The 21,102-nt window shown below is 64.6% G+C and carries 18 protein-coding genes and 1 riboswitch; of the genes, 11 read left to right on the top strand and 7 right to left on the bottom strand.

The genetic code is table 11. The annotated features are described in order from the left end of the window. The first annotated feature begins 186 nt into the window (after positions 1–186). Positions 187–1,200 (top strand): S66 peptidase family protein, encoded by a 1,014-nt coding sequence (locus HKD46_RS11920; RefSeq protein WP_171865458.1) that lies wholly within the window; start codon positions 187–189, stop codon positions 1,198–1,200. Positions 1,201–1,351: 151 nt separating this feature from the next. On the opposite strand, the gene HKD46_RS11915 is transcribed toward HKD46_RS11920, so the two are convergent. Beyond that, a complete protein-coding gene (locus tag HKD46_RS11915) occupies positions 1,352–3,622 on the bottom strand; it encodes an LTA synthase family protein (protein WP_171865457.1) in 2,271 nt (756 codons plus the stop codon). 251 nt (positions 3,623–3,873) lie between these two features. Here HKD46_RS11915 and HKD46_RS11910 point away from each other — a divergent pair, with 251 nt between their 5' ends. Further along, a complete protein-coding gene (locus HKD46_RS11910; RefSeq protein WP_161470427.1) occupies positions 3,874–4,968 on the top strand; it encodes a hypothetical protein in 1,095 nt (364 codons plus the stop codon). A 105-nt stretch (positions 4,969–5,073) separates the two neighbouring features. On the opposite strand, the gene lysC is transcribed toward HKD46_RS11910, so the two are convergent. Further along, positions 5,074–6,426: a lysine-sensitive aspartokinase 3 gene (gene lysC, locus HKD46_RS11905; protein WP_128297322.1), complete on the bottom strand. Its 1,353-nt coding sequence runs from the start codon at positions 6,424–6,426 to the stop codon at positions 5,074–5,076. Positions 6,427–6,512: 86 nt separating this feature from the next. Further along, positions 6,513–6,738, bottom strand: a riboswitch (Lysine riboswitch). A gap of 109 nt (positions 6,739–6,847) precedes the next feature. Next, a complete protein-coding gene (argA, locus tag HKD46_RS11900) occupies positions 6,848–8,176 on the bottom strand; it encodes an amino-acid N-acetyltransferase (RefSeq protein WP_041215931.1) in 1,329 nt (442 codons plus the stop codon). A 252-nt stretch (positions 8,177–8,428) separates the two neighbouring features. Between argA and msrA the strand changes: the two genes are divergently transcribed. Further along, on the top strand, positions 8,429–9,061 hold the full coding sequence (gene msrA / locus HKD46_RS11895; RefSeq protein WP_010674365.1) for a peptide-methionine (S)-S-oxide reductase MsrA: 633 nt from the start codon (positions 8,429–8,431) through the stop codon (positions 9,059–9,061). Between the two features lie 304 nt (positions 9,062–9,365). Here msrA and HKD46_RS11890 read toward each other — a convergent pair whose 3' ends face one another. Genes HKD46_RS11890 through HKD46_RS11880 form a run of 3 tightly spaced genes read right to left on the bottom strand, consistent with a single transcriptional unit; the run spans position 9,366 to position 10,616 of the window. Continuing rightward, a complete protein-coding gene (locus HKD46_RS11890; protein WP_010674366.1) occupies positions 9,366–9,701 on the bottom strand; it encodes a DUF3802 family protein in 336 nt (111 codons plus the stop codon). Positions 9,702–9,761: 60 nt separating this feature from the next. After that, the gene (locus HKD46_RS11885) at positions 9,762–10,241 is read right to left on the bottom strand and encodes a GNAT family N-acetyltransferase (protein ID WP_139700296.1); all 480 of its coding nucleotides are present in this window, start codon (positions 10,239–10,241) and stop codon (positions 9,762–9,764) included. Between the two features lie 3 nt (positions 10,242–10,244). Beyond that, positions 10,245–10,616, bottom strand: coding sequence for an MmcQ/YjbR family DNA-binding protein (locus tag HKD46_RS11880; protein WP_039038958.1), 372 nt, complete (start codon positions 10,614–10,616; stop codon positions 10,245–10,247). Positions 10,617–10,723: 107 nt separating this feature from the next. Here HKD46_RS11880 and HKD46_RS11875 point away from each other — a divergent pair, with 107 nt between their 5' ends. Next, positions 10,724–11,518, top strand: a complete 795-nt coding sequence (locus tag HKD46_RS11875) for an alpha/beta fold hydrolase (RefSeq protein WP_010674369.1) — start codon at positions 10,724–10,726, stop codon at positions 11,516–11,518. 15 nt (positions 11,519–11,533) lie between these two features. Here the strand turns inward: HKD46_RS11875 and HKD46_RS11870 are convergent, their stop codons facing one another. Then, positions 11,534–12,511, bottom strand: coding sequence for a LysR family transcriptional regulator (locus HKD46_RS11870; protein WP_080988704.1), 978 nt, complete (start codon positions 12,509–12,511; stop codon positions 11,534–11,536). A gap of 61 nt (positions 12,512–12,572) precedes the next feature. Here HKD46_RS11870 and HKD46_RS11865 point away from each other — a divergent pair, with 61 nt between their 5' ends. The 7 genes from HKD46_RS11865 (at position 12,573) to HKD46_RS11835 (ending at position 20,863) form a co-directional block, all read left to right on the top strand. Further along, positions 12,573–14,270, top strand: a complete 1,698-nt coding sequence (locus HKD46_RS11865; protein ID WP_139700293.1) for an L-lactate permease — start codon at positions 12,573–12,575, stop codon at positions 14,268–14,270. A 12-nt stretch (positions 14,271–14,282) separates the two neighbouring features. Continuing rightward, complete coding sequence (locus HKD46_RS11860) at positions 14,283–15,074, top strand: (Fe-S)-binding protein (protein WP_139700331.1); 792 nt, start codon at positions 14,283–14,285, stop codon at positions 15,072–15,074. Continuing rightward, complete coding sequence (locus HKD46_RS11855) at positions 15,067–16,503, top strand: LutB/LldF family L-lactate oxidation iron-sulfur protein (RefSeq protein WP_139700292.1); 1,437 nt, start codon at positions 15,067–15,069, stop codon at positions 16,501–16,503. Before HKD46_RS11860 ends, HKD46_RS11855 begins: the two co-directional genes overlap by 8 nt. 1 nt (position 16,504) lies before the next feature. Next, positions 16,505–17,149 carry an LUD domain-containing protein gene (locus HKD46_RS11850; protein WP_124813430.1) on the top strand — a complete coding sequence of 215 codons (645 nt, stop codon included), beginning with the start codon at positions 16,505–16,507 and terminating at the stop codon, positions 17,147–17,149. After that, positions 17,149–19,956 (top strand): FAD-binding and (Fe-S)-binding domain-containing protein, encoded by a 2,808-nt coding sequence (locus HKD46_RS11845; protein ID WP_171865456.1) that lies wholly within the window; start codon positions 17,149–17,151, stop codon positions 19,954–19,956. The genes HKD46_RS11850 and HKD46_RS11845 overlap by 1 nt, the downstream gene beginning before the upstream one ends. 134 nt (positions 19,957–20,090) lie before the next feature. After that, a complete protein-coding gene (locus HKD46_RS11840) occupies positions 20,091–20,648 on the top strand; it encodes a hypothetical protein (RefSeq protein ID WP_139700289.1) in 558 nt (185 codons plus the stop codon). A 62-nt stretch (positions 20,649–20,710) separates the two neighbouring features. Continuing rightward, positions 20,711–20,863 carry a hypothetical protein gene (locus HKD46_RS11835; RefSeq protein WP_171865455.1) on the top strand — a complete coding sequence of 51 codons (153 nt, stop codon included), beginning with the start codon at positions 20,711–20,713 and terminating at the stop codon, positions 20,861–20,863. Positions 20,864–21,102 lie beyond the last annotated feature (239 nt).

Below are 21,102 nucleotides of genomic sequence, written 5' to 3'. Positions count from 1 at the left end.
CTGTGTTGTCATTGTTCAGTCTTTATGTGCATGTAGCGAGAGTCATTTAATTTTTCTAAACAAAAACGAGCACTGTGAGTGTGATTCTTCGCCCTTGTCGGGCGTTCAAAGGCCGCAGTAGGATGCAGTCTGGCGCCGGGATCGCATCTCCCGGCGGCGTTCAACTCATATGGCAGGGCTGCATCCATGACCTTACTCAAACCGCCGGGGCTCAACCCCGGCGACACCATAGGTTTCTTCTCTCCCTCCAGCGCGGCCACCGCCTGGGCGCCGAACCGCTTTGCTCGCGCCAAGGCTTATCTGGCGGCGCAGGGCTTCGAACTCAAGGCGGGCAGCCTGACCGGCGAACAGGATCACTGGCGCTCCGGCTCCATCGCGGCGCGGGCTGACGAACTCAATGCCCTCATTCGCGATCCGCAAGTGCGAGCAATCATGTCGGTGATTGGCGGCAGCAACTCCAACTCCCTGCTGCCCTACCTCGATTTTGATGCGCTGAAGCGGGATCCCAAGATAGTCATCGGCTACTCCGACGTAACGGCCCTGCTGCTCGGCATTTATGCCCAGACCGGCCTCGTGACCTTCTATGGCCCGGCGCTGGTGGCTTCCTTTGGCGAGCTCTCGCCGCTGGTGGACGAGACCCTGGTCGGCTTCCTGTCCGTTTGCATGGCCGGTGGTGCCAGCCTGCCCCACCGGTTGCCGACTCCGACGCAATGGACTGAGGAGCGGCTCGACTGGGAGCATCAGACCCGGGCCAAGCAGTGCTGGCCAAACCGGCTGATCTCGGTGGGCACTGGCCGGGTGCGGGGTCGGCTCATTGGCGGCAACCTCAATACCCTGGCGGGGATCTGGAGTTCCCCCTTTATGCCGTCCATCGAGCGGGGCGACATTCTGCTGCTGGAAGACAGCCTCAAAACCGCCGAAACGGTGGAGCGCTCCTTTGCCCACCTCAAGCTGTGCGGGGTGTTTGAGCGCATCGGTGCCCTGGTGCTCGGCAAACACGAGCTGTTCGACAGCCAGGGCAGCGGCAGGCGGCCCCTCGACATCCTGCTGGAGGTCGTGGGGGAGCCGACCTTCCCCATTCTGGCGGAGTATGACTGTGCCCACACCCACCCCATGTTGACCCTGCCCCTTGGCATCGAGGCCGAACTGGATCTCGATGCCCAGAGCCTCACCCTGTGCGAGTCCTGGCTTGGGGAGTGAGTCACTGCACTGCCTGCCATAGTTGCATCGGCACATAGACAAAGAGGCCGCTCGGGCGACCTCTTTGTCGTCTGCTAGTTCGCTGCGGATCAGGGCAGGGCATCGCCCCGGAAGGTGTTGCAAGGATCTGTGTCCCTAGTGTCTCAATCGATCAGGGCAATGCATCGGGCCGGAAGCTGGCGCGGATCTGCGGCACCAGGGGGGAGGGGTCGAAGCCTTTCTCCTCCCCGAGCACCGGGTGGAGCAGGGGTTGGCCCCGGATAGGGGTGAGGTCCCCCGCCAGCAGCTGCCTTGTGGCTTGGCCCATCTGGTAGAGCTGGCGCACCGGGTCGAACTGGCGGGCGAGATCCAGCCCGTCCCCGGCCCGGGTGAAGGCCATCATGGGGATCTGGTAGCTGGCATCCCGTGGCGGTTTGGCGCCGTGGATGCCCTTGCCGGCCGACATCAGGAAGGGCTGGTGGTCCCCGAAGGCCACCACCAGGTAGCGCTTGCCGGAGCTGTCCAGGGTCTTGAGCAGCCGCTCCAGGGAGGCCATGGCATCCACCACCCCGGTGTAGTAGGTGTTGAGCAACTGGGTATCCGCCGGGCTCTGATCCGGGCAGGCGCCGCTGCGCTGCTGGGCCCGGTAGCGATCCCCGTCGAAGGGGCCGTGCCCCTGCATGGTGACCGCGTAGGCGAACAGGGGCTGATCGTCCTGGTTGCTGCGTTTGAGCAGGTGATCGATGAGGGCATCGTCGGAGATGTAGAGCCCCTTGTGCTCGAGGGCGGTGAAGCGGGTATCGAACCAGCGCTCCTGGTAGCCGAGGGCCGGGATCGCCTTGGCGCGGCCCCAGAACTTCTCCACATAGGGGTGGGCGAACAGGGTCTGGTAGCCGCTTTGGGCTGCGCTGCGCGCAAGGCCGGGCACCTTGTCCGAGAGGTAGTAGTAGGGCACCACCCCCTGTTTGAGCAGGCCCACCGGCAGGCCGGTGTTCATCTCGAACTCCGCCAGCACCGTCATGCCGCCTGTGGTGGGGGAGTGGATAGTCTTGCGCCATTGGGCCACGCTGGCGGGCAGGTTCAAGGTGGGGGCGGGGGCGCAGAGACGGCCCTGCCAGTCAAGCCAGAGCGACTCGTATTGCAGCACGATCACCAGATCGAAGCGGGGAGCCCTGGGCTGGGCGGGCAGGCTCAGCTCCGGGGTGCGCTCGTTGATCTGCAAGGGGTAGCGAAACACGTTGCCGCTTTGCAGCATCTCGTCCACCAGGTTGAACAGGTAGAGGCCGGGGCCGGCGCGGATGATGTCCCTGTGGTAGTTCACCGCCCTGTCCACATAGCGGATGTTGGCCCCGAGCAGCTTGTTGCCGGTCTGGGTGGCGAACACGCAGAGGGCAAAGAAGGCGGCGGTGGCGGCGGCGGTGCGCAGCAAGCCCCGCAGGATCCAGCGGGAGAGGGCGAAGCGCCACACCAGAAAGAGGAGCCCCAGCACGACGAGCACCGGCACCACAGGGTGCTGATCGAGCAGGATGTGCAGCAGGGCCAGCAGGTTGCCCAGATCGTCCCCCCCCAGCGGCACCCCGTAGATGGCGATCTTCATGAAGTTGGCGAGCAGCCCGATGCCCGAGAGGGCGGTGAAGAGCAGCCCCATATAGAGGCTGAAGCCTGCGAGGGCGCAGAGGCTCCAGCCCAGCACCATGCTGCCCCAGGCGAGGTAGTAGTGCTCGGGCCGAAAGCCCGACCAGAACAGGAATTCCCCCAGCTTGAACACCACGAAGCCGTGCAGCAGCACGAAGGTGAGGTTGCCGAGCAGCAGGCTGCCTGCCACCCGGGCGCGGTAGCTTCGGCGCAGCCGCGGCAGCAGGGTCTTGAGCACGGCGGCGCTCACCAGCAGCACCAGCAGCAGGCTGGTCATCAGGTAGAGGAGGTTGAAACCGCGCTCCGGCAGGGTCTGGAGGATCTGGCTGTATTCGGCGCTCTCCGGCCTGTCTGCCAGCAGCAGCCCGATGCGCAGCTGGTAGCGGCTGTCCAGGGCGTCGTCGGGGGCGCGCAGGGCGCTGTTGAGGCTCAGGGTGCAGCGCTCCTTGCGGCACTTCTGGCGCTTGTCCACCGCCTGGCTCAGCTGATCGATGCGCACCCCTTTGTCGTTGAGCAGCTCCACCCGCACCCTGTCCCCCTCCTGCAGGGGTTTGAGCAGTTGCCACTGGCTGCGCACCACCAGATAGAAGCCCCGGTTGTCACTTTTGTAGAGCAGGCTGTAGCGATTGAGGGTAGCGATGGGCTGATCCGCCGGGCCCAGAATGAGGGGGGCGGCACGCCCGAGCCAGCTGACGGGGTTGAGCAGCGGCAGGGCGAGGGTCAGCAGCAGCAGGGCGGTCAGCAGACCCAGCAACAGCCCGGCCAGGGGCTGGGAGGCGGGGCGGTGGCCGGTGACGGGGGCATTCATAAGGGCTCATCCTTGGAGCGGTCATGGCAGCGACGACTGCCTCTATTTTGACCCGATGGTGCGTGGCTTGTTCCTTGATGTCAATTTAATGACAACAAGATGAATATTCCGTGATGAGCACAGTGAAGCAATTTGTGATCCCGATCCGCCAGGGGCACTCATTCTGTGATGAAAGCGTCATCATGAGCCTTTGCTGCTGGTCTGGGAGGGGGGCGCTGTTTAGTCTCTCAGTAACGGTTGGAGGTACATGTATGAATCCCAAAGTTGCGGCGCGTCAGGCCAGATTGCTCCAGATGCTGGAGAGCAAAGAAGAGATCCGGATCGGGCGGGAGCGGGACTGCCCCCTGCCGCTGCCCCAGCTCGTCCGGCTGACCGAGGCTCACCCGGACGTCGTCAAGGTCTACGGTCACGGGCTCACCGCCGAGGTGTTCCATCTCAAGGTGGAGGGGCACCACTGGTGCCTGAAACGCTGCCGCCAGGACTCTCTGGTGGCCAATGTGGACGGCAAGACCGCCTTTCTCACCGAGCTGGAGCGGCGCCGGGAGATAGAGAGCCTGCGGGAGCTGCACCCCACCATCCTCTCCAACGTGGTCTGCACCAGTTTCGGCTCCGCCCGGGCCGGGGTGCTGGTCTCCCCTTGGCTGCGGGGGGAGCCGGTGCGCACGCTCTGCGAGCGGAACCTGGCGCAGATGCTGGCGGTGGAGGCGGAGCTGGCCCGCTGGGGTTGGTTTGACTGGGATCCGAGCCCGGGCAACCTGCTGGATGACGGCCAGCATATCTCGGTGTTCGATTTTGGCTACATGTGGCCCTTCGATCCCCTGCACGAGTTCAATTCCAACGGCCTCACCGATCCCGACTTCCACGTGCCTGAGCGGCTGGAAACCCGCACCCTCTCCGGGCTCTGGCTGGACGAGGCGGATCCCTTGCCGCTGTTTCGCCGCTGGCGCGAGCTCTGCCTCGCCTGGGCCAGGGGAGAGTTGCAATACCTGTCGCGGGAGGGGGCGAGCGCCCCCGTGCTGGCGCGGATGCAGGGACTGGTGGGGGAGTGGAGTGCGGCGCTGGCAAGCGACGAGGCGCTGGCGGCCAACTGGTGGCGCGACATGTACCGCAGCCATCGGCTCGACATCCTGGACGATCTCAGCGGCAAGAGCTGCGGCCCGCTCACCCTGCGCCGTCTCGACTGGCTGGAGCAGGCGGTACGGGAGCACTTCCCGGCCCTGGTGGACAATCTGGCTCCTGACGAAGCGGGGCTCGGTCAGGCCGGGTTGCTGCAACGGCTGGGAGGGCTGCGCGAGCAGATCCGGGCCAATCTGCTGCCCACCCGGGCCACCCTGGTCACCAGCTGATGGTGGAAGAAGAGTGACAAGAGGGGCGCCGCGGCGCCCCTCTTTGCTGAGTGGGGAAGTGTGATGGGGCGGAGGAGGCTCGTTGTGTGCCAGCGCCGGGGCGACTCAGTCGAGCAGTTCCCGGTGCAGGCAATTGACGATGTGGCCCGCCTCGTCCTCTTTGACCAGGAAGCAGAGGTTGTGGGCGCTGGCGCCGTAGCAGATCATCCGGATGTTGTGCTCGCGGATGGCGTCGAACACCTGGCTGCCTACCCCGGCCGCCTCGCTCATGCGGTTGCCGATGAGCGCCACCAGGGCGAAACCGGTCTCCACTTCGACCTTGCACAGCTGGCCGAGCTCCGCCAGCACCTTGTCGTTCAGGATGGGTTCGCCGTTGCTCTGGCTGCCGGTGTGATCCAGGGTCAGGGAGACGCTCACCTCGGAGGTGGTGATGAGATCCACCGAGATGCGGTGACGGGCCAGGATGCCGAACACCTCGGCCAGGAAGCCGTAGGCGTGGAACATGTTGAGGCTGTGCAGGGTCACCAGCACCTGCTGGCGGCGCAGGGCCACGGCCCGGAACAGCGGGTTGCTGCGGGTGGTGGCGCGGATCCAGGTGCCACCGGCGGCGGGGTCCTTGGCGGAGCCCACGAACACCGGGATGTCCTGGCGCAGCGCGGGTTGCAGGGTGGCCGGGTGCAGCACCTTGGCGCCGAAGGTGGCCATCTCCGCCGCCTCCACGAAGCTGATTTCGGGGATGGGGCGGGCGCGGGTAACCAGGCGGGGATCCGTGGTGTAGATGCCGGGCACGTCGGTCCAGATCTCGATGCTGCCTGCGTCCAGTGCCTCGGCCAGGAGGGCCGCGCTGTAGTCGGAGCCGCCACGGCCGAGGGTGGTGGTGCGACCATCGCCGTCGGCACCGATGAAGCCCTGGGTGATGACCAGGCTGTCACCCAGCAACGGGCCCACCGCCTGCTGGCAGAGGGCGCGGGTCGCCGCGAGATCCACGGTGGCCTTGCCAAAGCGGCTGTCGGTGCGCAGCAGTTGGCGCGCATCCTGCCACTGGGCCTTGACCCCGCGCTGGTGCAGGAGTTCGGTGAAGAGACGGGTGGACATCAGCTCGCCGCAGGCGATGAGGCGATCGGCGAGTTCGGCGTCGGTGTGCTGACTGGCCTGACGGGCCATGGTGCGAATGTCGCCGAGCTGGGCATGGATGAGGGCGCTCACGTCGCTCGGGTTGCCAAGGGCGGCCAGAATGGCCAGCTGGATGTCGGCAAGACTGGCAAGCTGGGCATCCTGTCCGGCTTCGTCCAGTTCACCCTGAGCCAGGCTCACCAGCAGGTTGGTGACGCCGGCGCTGGCGCTCAGCACCACCACCCGGGTCGCCGGATTGGCCAGCACCACGTCGGCGCAGTGGTTCATGGCCGCGGCATTGGCGACGCTGGTTCCGCCAAACTTGGCGACATTGATCGGGTTCATTGCATACTCCTGTCTCAAGGTGAAAATCCGGTTTCATCGGGCAAATAGAGAGGAGGAGGCAAAAATGGCAGGAAAACGCGAGGATCCCGGCCAGAAGCACTCCACCTGCAGAGCCCATCCCGTACCCGCCCCAGGGTGGGGCGCGGTGTGGGATGACCACTACCGATGACAACCCGGGGGATTCAGCCCCCGCAGCCGACGTGGCGGTGTCCAGTCACTCGCCTCGTCTCGGCGCTGCTCCCCCTGACCCAAGTTCACCGGACACTGGTGTCCTCCCCTGGGCTGCCTGGGCAGCGCTCCTCTTCTGGTGCCACCTGTGACAGGTGGCGTGCATGTACAAATACCTTGGTCTGGATTGCACTGTCAATCGAGTTCGTAAAAAAGAACAAAATTGACGGTAACCAGGCACAAGATCAATCAGTTACGAAATGGTCTTGGACAAAACCTTGGAGCGACGCTGCCAGTTGTAGAAGCGCTGGCGCTCCACCGGCAGATCTTCGACTTCCAGGGGATCGAAGCCCCGCTCCCGGAACCAGTGGATGGAGCGGGTGGTGAGCACGAACAGGCGACGGATGCCGAGCCGCTTGGCCCGCTCGGCCACCTTGGCGATCAGGGTGTCTCCCCGGTTGGAGTTGCGATACTCCGGGTGGATGGCGACGCAGGCCATCTCGGCCATGGCTTCTTCCATGAAGCAATAGAGCGCGGCGCAGCCGATGATGAGGCCGTCCCGCTCGATGATGGTGAACTTGTCTATCTCCATCTCCAGCTGCTCCCGGGAGCGGCGCACCAGGATCCCTTCCTCCTCCAGCGGACGGATGAGATCCAGGATGCCGCCGATGTCCTCAATGGTGGCGGCCCGGGCCCGCTCGGCGCTTTCGCGCACGATCTGGGTACCCAGCCCCTCGCGGCTGAACAGCTCCTGCAGCATGGCGCCGTCGTCCTGATAGCTCACCAGGTGGGAGCGGGGCACGCCACCCCGGCAGGAGGCGATGGCCGCGCGCAGGTAGCGGGCGGTGCCTGACATCTCTTCCCCCGCCTGCTCCAGCGCCACCAGCAGCTCTTCGGCCTGCTCGGGGAAGAGCTCGGAGATGGCCTCCCCGTGCCTGTCCATTACCCCCTGGGTGCTGCTGAAGCAGATGAGCTTGTCGGCTTTGAGATCCACCGCCACCCGGCGGGCTACCTCTTCCGAGCTCAGGTTGAAGCTCTCGCCGGTGACCGAGCAGCCGATGGGGGAGATGAGCACCAGGCCGTGCTGATCCAGCTGGCGGGTGATCCCCTCCACATCGATGCGACGCACCCGGCCGCTGTGACAGAAGTCGATGCCGTCATCCACACCCAGCGGCTGGGCGGTGACGAAGTTGCCGCTCACCACACTGATGCGGGCCCCCTGCATGGGGGTGTTGGCGAGGCCCATGGAGAGCTGGGCGGTGATGTCGTATTGCAGACCGCCGCACACCTGCTTGATGATGGCGAAACTGGCATCGTCGGTGACCCGGATCCGCTTGTGATACTGGGCCTGGATGCCGGCGCGGGCCAGGGCCTCGTCATTTTGCGGACGCGAACCAAACACCAGCACCAGGCGGATCCCCAAGGTCTGCAGCAGGGCGATGTCGCTGACGATGTTGGCGAAATTGGGGTGACAAATGGCTTCCCCGCCGATCATCAGGACGAAGGTGGCACCCCGGTGCACATTGACATAGGGGGTGGATTGCCGAAAGGCATGGACCAGGCTGGGTTCGCGTTCACGCACGTGTTTCATTCCATAAAAAAGCAGCAATTCGCCCAATATATGAAAATAAATTCACAAATCAAGACTAAATATCGACTTGGTGTTTTTTTGTCGCCATTTTGACCAGTGCGGGCGGGGAGGGGAAGACGCAGGCGAGGGCGGGAGGGTCGCCCCGGGGGCCGCTCCCTGGTTGATCCGGGCTAATAACCTGATATCTTCGGTGTTCCTTTTCGTCAGCCGCATTGCGCGGGGTTTTATACAAGGACAGGGCATATGGAGCAGATTATTTCACCGGCAGAGGCGCTGCCGGGACGGCGGGAAGCGCTGGAGATTGGCCAGGTGCACGCAGTAAACGGCCATCCGACCCAGGGGCCCTGGCCCGAGGGGATGGAGCTTGCCTGGTTCGGCATGGGCTGTTTCTGGGGGGTGGAGCGTCTGTTCTGGCAGCAGCCCGGGGTCTATTCCACCGCCGCCGGGTATCAGGGGGGGCTGACCCCCAATCCCACCTACAAGGAGGTGTGCAGCGGCCTGACCGGCCACGCCGAGACGGTGCAGGTGGTGTTCGATCCCAAGGTCATCAGCTACGGGGATCTCGTCAAGCTGTTCTGGGAACACCATGATCCGGCCCAGGGGATGCGCCAGGGTGGCGACATCGGCACCCAGTATCGCTCCGTCATCTTCGTCGGGGACGACACCCAGGAGGCGATTGCCCAGCAGAGCCTGGCCGCCTACCAGCAGGCCATGACGGCGAGCGGTGACGGGCGCACCATCACCACCCGCATCCTGCCGCTGGCCCCCTTCTACTATGCCGAGGATTATCACCAGCAATATCTGGAGAAGAATCCCGAGGGGTATTGCGGCTTGGGGGGCATTGGCGTCTGCCTGCCTCCCAGCCTGAATCGCTGAGGCGTCATCACAATGACACGGGGGCCATCAGGCCCCCGTGTCATTGTGATGAAAAATAATTGAAAAAAATGCGTCAGGTGGGGAACTAAACTGAACCCTGGCTGACCAACAGGGTAGCGACCACGGATGGTTGCCAAGACCAGACACATTTTTTTGCCCCGAAATTCATTACTCTGACAAGCGCGATGAATTGACAATGCTAGCAAGCAGGGCTGCCCGATGAGGCGGCCCTTTTCATTGGGCGTCCCGCCTCACTCCTCGCCTCATTGCATCTCGTCCCCTTGCCGTCACGGCAGGGATGGGATCAGCTGATGGTGCTGTCGAACAGGTTCTTGATGAGGTCGATGAACTCGATGAGGAAGGCTTGCTGGGCTTCGCTGGGGGCGGACAACCAGACGGCGGAGAGCACCTCTTCCAGGTCGGCGACCACGGCATCGGCCTCCTGCATGATCAGGAAGCGCACCTTGGGGTCGAGCTGGGGGTTCTGCTCGCAGATGGCCATCAGGTTGTCGGCCACCCGGCTGCTCACCAGATCCTCGATGGTCTGGGCGCCGCCGCCCTGCTGCTGGCTCTCGAACAGACCCAGACTCTCTACCAGATACTCGATCAGCGCAATGTAACCGTCGCTCTCTACCACCATGATGGCTGCCCTTTCTTCATTGCCTTGGGGAAATGGTGCGTATTTTAGTGGCTGAACCCGTCATGGCAAGCGGCAGTGGAGCCGATGGCGGATAAATTGGACACCGCCGCGCTCCACCGTCTCCAATCCGGTCAGCAGGAAGCCGTGACGCAGGAAGAGGGCGAGGCTGAAGGCGCTCGCCTCCGTGGTGAGGCTGCCAAGTCCCATCTGGCTGGCGGCTGCCAGCACCCGCTCCAGCAGCAGGGTGCCGAGCCCCTGGCGCGGATGATCCGGGCTCACGTAGAGCAGGCTGAGATGACCGTCATCGCTCAGGGTGGCAAAGCCAAGGGGCACATCGTCTTGCTCGATGACCCAGCCATGGTGCTCGCGCAACTGGCTGGCAAGCCCCGGGTGATGGGCGCCCCTGGCCCACTGCTCCACCTGCTCCGGGCTGTAGTGTGCAGGCCCCAGGCGGCGTACCGACTGCTCGAACAGATCCAGCAGCCTTGGTATGTGCGCCTCCTCGAGGGGGACGATGCGAGAAGAAGAAAGAGACGGCATGGGTCAACCCTCCCTGATGGTCGCGCGGGGGGCCTGGGGCCGCTTCGCCCTGGGCAGACCCGCCACCACCCGCTCATAGGAGTGGACTATCCAGCCCTGCCAGAGATCGTCAGACAGGCCTTCACTCAGGGTCACCGTGTTCCAGTGCTGCTTGTTCATGTGCCAGCCCGGTTTCACCTCGGGGTGGATCTCCCGCAGCAGCAGGGCGAGCTCGGGTTCGCACTTCAGGTTGATGGAGAGGGGCTCCGCCTGCCAGTCCACCAGGGCAAACATCTTGCCGGCGATGCGGTAGACCAGGATCTCCGGGCCGAAGGGGGTGTCCTCGGTGGCGCCGGGCTGGCTGAGCAAAAATTCACGCAATTGAACGAGGGTCATGGAGAACTCCGCTCTGGTCCGATCATGGTGGAAGCATGTTCACCGGGGTGAGCCTTCTGTTAATATGCGCGCCGAGTATACCCCCCATCACCCCGGGAGCCCATGAGATGTTGTACCACAAGACCTTTGAACTGGGTCCCGATCGGGATTGGGTGGTGTTCGTGCACGGTGCGGGCGGCAGCTCCTCCATCTGGTTCAAGCAGTTGCGGGCCTACCGGGAGCACTTCAACGTGCTGCTGCTGGACCTTCGCGGTCACGGCCAGTCCAACCAGCTGCAGCAGGTGGTAAAGGGGCACTACAGCTTTCGGGCCGTGACCGAGGATATCCTGCGCCTGCTGGATCACCTGCGCATCCCCCACGCCCATTTTGTCGGCATCTCCCTTGGCACCATCCTCATTCGCCATTTGGCGGAGCTTCGCCCCGAGCGGGTCAAGAGCATGGTGCTCGGCGGTGCCATCCTGCGTCTCGACATCCGCTCCCGGGTGCTGGTGCAGCTTGGTCGCCTTGGCCAGCACTTCCTGCCCTACATGTGGCTCTACCGCCTGTTCGCCTTCATCATCATGCCGCGCCAGCACCATCAGGAGTCCCGCAACCTCTTCGTGCGCGAGGCCAGAAAGCTGTGCCAGAAGGAGTTCAAGCGCTGGTTCCGTCTCGCCACCGAGGTGAACCCCCTGATGCGCTACTTTCGCGAGCGGGCCCTGCCCATTCCCACCCTCTACGTGATGGGGGAGGAGGATCACATGTTCCTCGCCCCGGTGCGCGAGCAGGTAGCCCGCGACCCTTACAGCCGCCTCGAAATCATCGAAAAGTGCGGCCACGTCTGCAACGTGGAGCAGCCGGATCACTTCAACCGCCAGTCCCTGGCGTTTCTCTCCCGTCAGGCGGCGTCATCCGCCCTTTGAGGCCCGACAAGGGCCTCAGATGAAGTAGTGGCCAATCTCCAGATAGCGCTGGCGGATGTGCTCGATGAGCAGCCTTATCTTGCGCGGCGGCTGGCGGGTGAAGGGGTAGACGGCGTAGATGCCGAGCTTCTTGCCCACCCGGTCGGGAAACAAGTCCACCAGATCCCCCTGCATCAGGTCGTGATAGACCAGACAGCGCGGCACATAGACGATGCCGCGCCCCCCCAGCGCCGCCTTGCGCAGGGCCCCGGCGTTGTCGGTTGAAAAGCTCCCCGACACCGACACCAGATAGTTGCCCTCTTCCCCCTTGAAGGCCCACTCCGAGGCCCCCGTGCTCTGGTAGGCGTAGCGCAGGCAGTTGTGGGTGAGCAAATCCGACGGCTCGCGCGGTGCCCCGAAGCGGCGCACATAGGCGGGGGCGGCGCAGATGACCCACTGGGAGTCGAGAATGTGGCGGGCAATCAGGCTCGAGTCATCCAGATAGCCGGTGCGAATGACCAGATCGAACCCCTCTTCCACCAGGTTGACGAAGCGGTTGTCGAGCGACATCTCCACCGTGAGCCCCGGGTGCTGCTGGCAAAAATCGGCCACCGCATCGGCGAGCAAGAGCTCGCCGGAGATGGTGGGCACCGACATCCGCACATGACCGCTCACCTTTTCACCAAATCCCGCCACCGCGTCGAAGGCGTCCAGTGCGGCGGCCTTCACATTTTTGGCACCTTGATAGAGCGCCTTGCCCGCCTCGCTCAGGGTGAGCCGGCGGGTGGTGCGATAGAGGAGCTGCACCCCGAGTTCTTCCTCCAGGCGTCCGATCCGCTTGCTAACCACTGAATTTGTCAGGGAATTTTGTTCAGCTACCTTGCTGAAGGAGCCGGCCTCCACCACCTGGGCGAAGAGGATGAGGTCGTCGGTACTGGCCATATTGATCAACTTTTGGAACGAATGTTGTTCATTATTTCCATATATCGCGAAAAAGGAACAGGGTAAGGTCACGTCCGCTTAACAAAACAACAACAAGGTGCGCCTCTGCACCCCTCTGGACAAGGACGCAATGATGACAGACACCCTGCTGGCCCTGGTGGCCTTCTCGCCGATCCTGGTGGCCGCCGTGCTGCTGGTCGGCCTCAACTGGCCCGCCAAGCGCGCCATGCCCGTCGCCTTCCTGTTGACCGTGTTCATCGCCCTCTGGGGCTGGCAGATGAGCCCGACCCGGGTCTTCGCCTCCACCCTGCAGGGGCTGGTGATCACGGTGACCGTGCTCTGGATCGTGTTCGGCGCCATCCTGATGCTCAACACCCTCAAACACACCGGTGCCATCACCGCCATTCGCGGCGGTTTCACCAACATCTCGCCGGACAGGCGCATCCAGGCCATCATCATCGCCTGGTGCTTCGGCGCCTTTATCGAAGGGGCCTCGGGTTTTGGCACCCCGGCCGCCATCGCCGCGCCGCTGCTGGTGGCCATCGGCTTTCCGGCGCTCGCCGCCGTGCTGCTCGGCATGATGATCCAGTCCACCCCGGTGTCGTTCGGCGCGGTGGGCACCCCCATCCTGGTGGGCATCAACAAGGGGCTGGATAACCAGGCCATCGGCCAGACCCTGAGCGCCGGTGGCAGCAGCTGGGACATCTACCTGCAACAGGTGACCACCAACGTGGCCCTCATTCACGCCACCGTCGGCACCCTGATGCCGGTGCTGATGGTGATGATGCTGACCCGCTTCTTCGGCCGCAACCGCAGCTGGACCGAAGGGCTCTCCATCCTGCCGTTTGCGATTTTCGCCGGGCTCGCCTTCACCGTCCCCTATGCCCTCACCGGCATGCTGCTCGGCCCCGAGTTCCCGTCCCTCATCGGCGGTCTGGTGGGGCTGGCCCTGGTGGTGACGGCGGCGCGAGCCGGTTTTCTGGTGCCCAAGAACTCCTGGGATTTCGCCCCCGAGAACGAGTGGCCCGCCGAGTGGCTGGGCTCCTTGAAGCTCGATCTCAAAGAGGCCGCCGGCCGCCCCATGTCGCTCATGCTGGCCTGGCTCCCCTATGTGGCGCTGGCGCTCCTGCTGGTGGCGAGCCGGGTGAGCCCGGCATTCAAGGCAAGCCTCCTGTCGGTGAGCCTCGCCTTCACGGATCTGCTGGGTGAGAAGGGGGTCAGCGCCTCCATTGAGCCGCTCTACCTGCCGGGGGGGCTGCTGGTGCTTTGCGCCCTGCTCGCCACCTGGCTGCAATCGCGCTCCCTAGCCCCCTTCGGGCGGGCGCTGGGGGAGTCCAGCCGCACCCTGATCGGCGCCGGCTTCGTGCTGATTTTTACCGTGCCCATGGTGCGCATCTTCATCAACTCCGGCGTCAACGGGGCGGATCTCGCCAGCATGCCGGTGACCACCGCCAATTTTGCCGCCGGGCTGGTGGGGGAGTTCTTCCCGGCGCTCAGCGCCACCATCGGTGCGCTGGGGGCCTTTATCGCCGGATCCAACACGGTATCGAACATGATGTTCAGCCAGTTCCAGTTCGAGGTGGCCCAGACCCTGGGGGTCTCCACCGCCGCCATGCTGGCGCTGCAGGCAGTCGGCGCCGCCGCGGGCAACATGATTGCCATTCACAACGTGGTGGCGGCCTCGGCCACCGTGGGGCTGCTCGGTCGTGAGGGGGCGACGCTGCGCAAGACGGCGCTGCCGACCCTCTACTACCTGCTGGTCACCGGCCTTATCGGGCTGGCGCTCATGTACAGCTTCCACATCTCGGACGCACTGCTGCAGCTCAAGTAAGGAGAGCAAGTGATGAAGGTAATGCGGGTCTACCCGGCCAAGCCGGCCGATGTCTATCTCTACGCCACCTGTCTGGTGGACCTGTTCGACCCGGTGGCGGGGCTCGATGCCATCGCCCTGATCGAGCGGGAAGGGATAAGGGTGCACTTTGTCGAGAAACAGACCTGCTGCGGGCAGCCGGCCTACACCTCGGGTCACGAGGAGGAGGCGCGCAAGGTGGCGCAAAGCCAGATGGCGCTCTTCCCCGAGCCCTGGCCGGTGGTGGTGCTGTCTGGCTCCTGCGGCGGCATGATGCATCACCACTACCGCCGACTCTTCCCCGAGAGCTCCGAGGTGGCGGCGTTTTGCGAGCGGGTGTTCGAGCTCACCGAGTTTCTGGTCCGGATCTGCCGGGTGCGCTGGCAGGGGGTGGGGAGGGCGAGTATCGTCATGCACACCTCCTGCTCGGCCCGGCGCGAGATGCAGGTGCACACCACGGCCCGCAGCCTGCTGGGGCAGCTCGAGGGCGTCACCTTGCACGAGCAGGCCTACGAGAGCGAGTGCTGCGGCTTTGGCGGCACCTTCTCGGTGCGCCATCCCCACATCAGCCAGGCCATGGTGGAGGACAAGACCCGCCACCTGCTGGCCAGCGGCGCCGACACCCTGGTGAGCGCGGACTGGGGGTGTCTCTTGAACATCAAGGGATCCCTGGCCTATCAGGGCAAGACACTGCCCGCCATGCACCTGGCCAGCTTCCTGCTAGCCCACAGCGAGCCGGTGGCTCAGGGCTTACAAGCGCAAAAACAGGGGGCTAATCATGAGTGATCACGCCAAGTATTCGCCACGCCGCTTCCATCCCCAGGCCGAGGCGGCCCTGGCCGACCCCGTGCTGCGCCAGAACTTTCGCGGCGCCATGGATTATCTGCGCGCCAAGCGCCGCGATGCCTTCGCGGACCCCGCCGAAGAAGCGGCGGTGCGCGATGCGGCGGAGCAGATTCGCCAGCGCTGCCTCTCGCGCCTGCCCGATCTTTTGGTGCAGCTCGAAACCAACTGCGAGCGCAACGGCATCCGGGTGCACTGGGCCCAGACGCCGGCCGAGGCCAATGCCATCATCCTTCGCATCGCCCAGCAACACGGGGTGAGCTCCATCGTCAAGGGCAAGTCCATGGTGAGCGAGGAGGTAGGCTTCAACCACGAGATGGCGCGCCACGGCATCCGCTGCCTTGAGAGCGACATGGGGGAGTTTATCGTCCAGCTCGACGGCGACACCCCGTCCCACATCATCATGCCCGCCATCCACAAGAACAAGCAGGAGGTGAGCGACACCTTCGCAAGCAACCTGGAAGGCTTCACCCCCACCACGGACGTGGACGCCCTGATCCAGACCGGGCGGCGGGCCCTGCGCGAAGAGTTTCGCCGCGCCGGCATGGGGCTCTCCGGCGTCAACTTTGCGGTGGCCGAGACCGGCAGCCTGTGTCTGGTGGAGAACGAGGGCAACGGGCGCATGTGCACTACTGTGCCGAAAGTGCACGTGGCCATCACCGGCATCGAGAAGGTGGTGGAGTGCCTATCCGACGTGCCGCCCCTCTACAGTGCCCTGACCCGCTCGGCCACCGGTCAGGCCATCACCACCTACTTCAACGTCATCAGCGGCCCGCGCCGGGCAGGGGAGCTGGACGGCCCGGACGAGGTGCACCTGGTGCTGCTCGACAACGGCCGCAGCCAGGCTTACCGGGATGAGGAGCTGCGCAAGACATTGCAGTGCATCCGCTGCGGCGCCTGCATGAACCACTGCCCTGTCTACACCCGCATCGGCGGCCACGCCTACGGCACCATCTACCCGGGCCCCATCGGCAAAATCATCTCCCCCCATCTGCTGGGGTTGGAGAGCACGCAGGATCTGGTGACGGCCTCGAGCCTGTGCGGTGCCTGCGGCGAGGTGTGCCCGGTGCGCATCCCCATTCCCGACATGTTGCAGCGCCTGCGCCGGGAGGCCAAGCACGACGCACAGCCCGGCCACGAACCGCTGGCGGGGCAGGGGGCGGCCAGGAGCCGGCTCGAGACCCTCGCCATGCAGGGCTTTGCCTTCGCCGCCACCCACCCGCGCCTCTACCACGCCGCAACCGGTGTGGCCGGTCGCTTGCGGGGCTTGATGCCCAAACACCTGGGCCCCTGGACCCAGTGCCGCGAAGCTCCCAAACCCGCCCCCCAGAGCCTGCACGCCCTGTTGCGCCAGAAGAAGAAGGAGTCCTGAGATGTCGAGCAAAGAGGCCATATTAAGCCGCCTGCGCGGCGCCGCCACCCCCATGGCCCACGCCCCCCATGGCTGGCAGCCCTGGCGCGGGGAGGATGAACAGGCACGGCGCGAGCGCTTTGTTGCCGGGATCAGCGCCAGCCACGCCGAGATCCTGACCGTCAAGGAAGCAACCCTTGCCCGGGATCTGAGCGCCTGGCTGGATGAAGAGGGCGTGACGCATCTGGCCTGTGGCCAGGGTGGCCGCTGGCAGGCGGCCGCCCTGGCCGCCTGCGCCGGGCGATCTGTGTTGACCCCCTCTGGCGAGTTCGCGAGCTGGAAGGACGATCTGTTCGATGTCTGTCAGGCGGGCATCACCCACTGCGCGGGCGCCATCGCCGATACCGGCACCCTGGTGTTGCTGCCCGATGGCGGCGAGCCGCGTACCTTGTCCCTGGTGCCCCCCTGCCATATCGCCCTGCTGGCGGCTTCCACCATCGCCGACAACCTGGCGGGGCTGGTGGCGGCCGGGCGCTGGCAGCAGGCCATGCCCACCAATCTGCTGCTGGTCTCCGGCCCCTCCAAGACCGCCGACATCCAGCAGACCCTGGCCTACGGCGCCCACGGCCCGAGCCGCCTCTTGGTGGTGCTGGTGGAGGATTGCTGATGCGCTGGAATGAATTTGACGCCGCCGTGCTCTCGCGCATCCCGCCCGAGCGGCTGGTGAGCGACCCGGACTTGCGATTGGCCCACGGCACGGACGCCAGCTTCTACCGCCTGGTGCCAGAGCGCATCGTGCGCCTCGACTCTTTGGATGAAGTGCGCTTCGTGCTGTCGGTGTGCCGCGAATTGGGTCTGCCGTGCACCTTTCGCGCCGCCGGCACCAGCCTCTCGGGCCAGGCCCTGAGCGATTCGGTGCTCATCACCCTGACCGACAGCTGGCGCGGCCACCGCATTCTGGACGAGGGGGCGCGCATCGCCCTGCAACCCGGGGTGATCGGCGCCGATGCCAACCGCTATCTGGCGCCCCTGGGGCGCAAGATTGGGCCGGATCCCGCCTCCATCAACGCCTGCAAGCTCGGCGGCATCGCCGCCAACAACGCGAGCGGCATGTGCTGCGGCACCGCCCACAACAGCTATCACACCCTGCACGCCATGACCCTGCTGCTGGCCGATGGCACCGTGCTGGAGAGCGGCGACCCCCAGAGCCGCGCCGCCTTTGCGGCCAGGCGCCCGGAGCTGCTGGCCGGGCTCGCCGCCCTGCGTGCCGAGGTGCTGGCGAATGCCGAGCTTGCCGCCAAGATCCGCCACAAGTACCGGCTCAAGAACACCACCGGCTACGCCATCAATGCCCTGCTCGACCATGAGGACCCCGTCGATATCCTCACCCACCTGATGATTGGCTCGGAGGGGACCCTCGGCTTTATTGCCGAGGTGGTGCTCGACACCGTGCCCGAATACCCCCACAAGGCCTCAGCCCTGCTGGTGTTTCGGGACGCCGAGCAGGCCTGTCTGGCCACCTCGCGCCTTAAAGCTGCGCCAGTGGCGGCGGTGGAGCTGATGGATGGGCGCTCCCTTCGCTCGGTGGCGGGCAAGCCCGGCCTGCCGGACTTTATCAAGACGCTGGATCTGGCCGCCTGCGCCCTGCTTGTGGAGGTGCATGGGGAGTCGAAGGAAGAGTTGGTGGATCGCTGCGAGCAGGTGACGGTCATGGCGGCCGAGTTCGCCCAGGTCGCCTCTGTGCCCTTTACCGGCGACAGCGCCAGCCTCTGGGCCATTCGCAAGGGGCTCTTCCCGGCGGTGGGGGCGGTGCGCACCACCGGCACCACCGTCATCATCGAGGATGTCGCCTTTCCCATCGAGCGTCTGGCCGAAGGGGTGGCGGGGCTGCAAGCCCTGTTCGATCGCTTCGAATACGGTGAAGCCATCATCTTTGGCCACGCGCTGGAGGGGAATCTGCACTTCGTCTTTACCCAGGGGTTCGAGGATCCGGCCCAGGTGGCCCGCTATGGCGCCTTTATGGATGCGGTGGCGGAACTCGTCGCCGTGCGCTTTGGCGGGTCCCTCAAGGCCGAGCACGGCACCGGCCGCAACATGGCCCCCTATGTGGAGCTGGAATGGGGGCCGGAGGGGATGGCGCTGATGCGCCGCATCAAGGCGCTGCTGGACCCCGATGGCCTGCTCAATCCCGGCGTCATCATCAACGATGACCCCAAGGCCCACCTGGCACACCTCAAACCCATGCCGGCGAGCGATGCCATCGTGGATCCGTGCATCGAGTGCGGCTTCTGCGAGGCGGTCTGCCCCTCGCGCACCCTGTCGCTCTCGCCGCGCCAGCGCATCGTGCTCTATCGCGAACTGGCCCGCCGCAATCGTGCCGATGAGCCCTCCAACCAGCTGGCCCAGCTATTTGACTATCAGGGCATCGACACCTGCGCCGCCACCGGGCTGTGCGCCGATCGCTGCCCGGTGGGCATCAACACCGGAGCGCTCATCAAGAAGCTGCGCTCTGACAAGTACCAGCGCTTCGTGCCCATCGCCCGCTGGAGCGCCGATCATTTCGCCGGCGTTACCCGCACGGCCCGTGGGGCCCTCGGCTTCAAAGCCATAGCGGGCAAGGTGTTGGGAGACAAGGCGCTGGCAGGGCTGGTGAACGGGGTTCGCCATCTGAGCGGCCAGCGCACACCCGCCTGGTTGCCGACCCTGCCGGGGCCGAGCCGCTACCGGTGGCCGCAAGGGGAGGGGAGCCATGGCGGATCCAGCGAGGACATTGGAGAGGATCGCGCCGTGGTCTATCTGCCGTCCTGCGCCAGCCGGGTGTTCGGCCAGCAGGAGGAAGCCCCGTCACTGCCGGACGTGGTGCAATCACTCCTCAATAAAGCGGGTTGCCGGGTGATAGTGCCGCAAGGTATCGAGGGGCTCTGCTGCGGCATGCCCTATGACAGCAAGGGGATGGTCGAGGTGGCCGCAGCCAAGCGCAGTGAGCTGGCCGAGGCATTGTGGCAGGCAAGCGAGCAGGGGCGCTGGCCCGTGCTGCTCGACACCAGCCCCTGCGTGCAGCGGCTGCTCTCGGGGGCGCTCGGCAAGGGCCTTCGGGTGTTCGAGCCCGCTACCTTTGTGCTGGAACACCTGCTGCCCCACCTTGAGCTGACCCCCATCGATGAGACAGTGATGCTCCATATCACCTGCAGCAGCCGGCGCATGGGGCTGGGGGAGGCGATGCTCAGTGTCGCCCGTGCCTGCGCCCGCGAGGTGATAGTCCCTGAGCATATCCAGTGCTGCGGCTTTGCCGGCGACAAGGGGCTGATGACCCCGGAGCTCAACGCCGCGGCGCTTGCCAGCCTGCCAGCTCAAGTGCCCAGGGATTGCCGTCAGGGATTCAGCAACAGCCGCACCTGTGAAATGGGGCTCAGCCAGCACGCCGGCATTCCCTATCACAGCATCCTCTATCTGGTGGAGCAGGCGGCGAGATAGGGAAACAAAACGGCAGGATAACTATCCTGCCGTTTTCAATGGGGTGAACAAGGTGGCTTAAAAACGGGACTTGTCTGGTGCTACGTGCTATGAAAGGGGCCGATGCTGATACGAGCGATGGCAAGGAAGGATTGATGACGCCGCTAAACCACTATCTGCCTGCCTATCACTTCTGTGAAGAGCACGCTCGCGACATTGCCGCCGACCCGCACACCGTCATCCAGGCGGCGGCCAACTATCGACCGGAAGCGGATCCGACCTTTCGCCACCTGATCGGCTTGCGGGAAGTGCCGATGCGCCTTGGGCACCTTCTCGGCCGCCAACAGAGCGCCAGCCCGCCTCCCTTTGGCTTGGACAGATTCGTGCCGCTCGACAGCCATGACGACAACACGCTGCTCTACGGCCTTGTCGGCCGGTTCTGGCGGCCGGACTTTGGTCTGGTGACCATAGCGGACAGTCAGGCTTATCTGGACTTTGCGGCGCCAGGCGTTGCCAAGCTCGCTCTGGGGTTTTCGGCCAGCCGCCAGCCAAACGGCACCACCCGGTTGACCACCCAGACAAGGGTGTTCTGCCCGGATCTGGCCTGCCGCCTCAAATTCGCACCTTACTGGTATCTGATCCGCCCCGTCAGCGGCCTGATCCGGCGCCGGATACTGGGCGCCATCAAGGCAGAAAGCGAAAGAGGGTTGTAAGGCCATGCCGGAGTGTTCACCTGTACTTTCACTTTTTGGCACAAACAGAAGATGGGGGATTAATGACGTCTGAGTTCCCCATTGCCGTGCTTGCAGCCATGGAATACAGCCGCACCTGCGAAATGGGGCTGACCCAGCACACCGGCATTCCCTATCACCGCATTATTATCTGGTTGATCAGGCTGCGAGATAGTAAAACAAAAACGGCAGGATAAATATCCTGCCGTTTTTGTTGGAATATAGAGATGAATTTTAGTTTTCATAGATGTGCTCTGCTATCCAGTCGGCGCCATAGTATCCAGCCGCACCAGCAACAATACCACCAACCAGGGCTGACGCATCAGTGTTTATACTTTGAACAACCCCATACATTCGAACAAATATTGTTCATTCAGACAGCAGAGCCTGCGCTTGTTGGCCATGCTTAGATTACGTGATTTGTTTTGCTTCAGCA

Source organism: Aeromonas sp. TW 6 (assembly GCF_013168745.1).
Classification (GTDB): domain Bacteria; phylum Pseudomonadota; class Gammaproteobacteria; order Enterobacterales; family Aeromonadaceae; genus Aeromonas; species Aeromonas caviae.
Note: the sequence above shows the minus strand (reverse complement) of the source record. Positions and strands in the feature narration are given on the sequence as shown.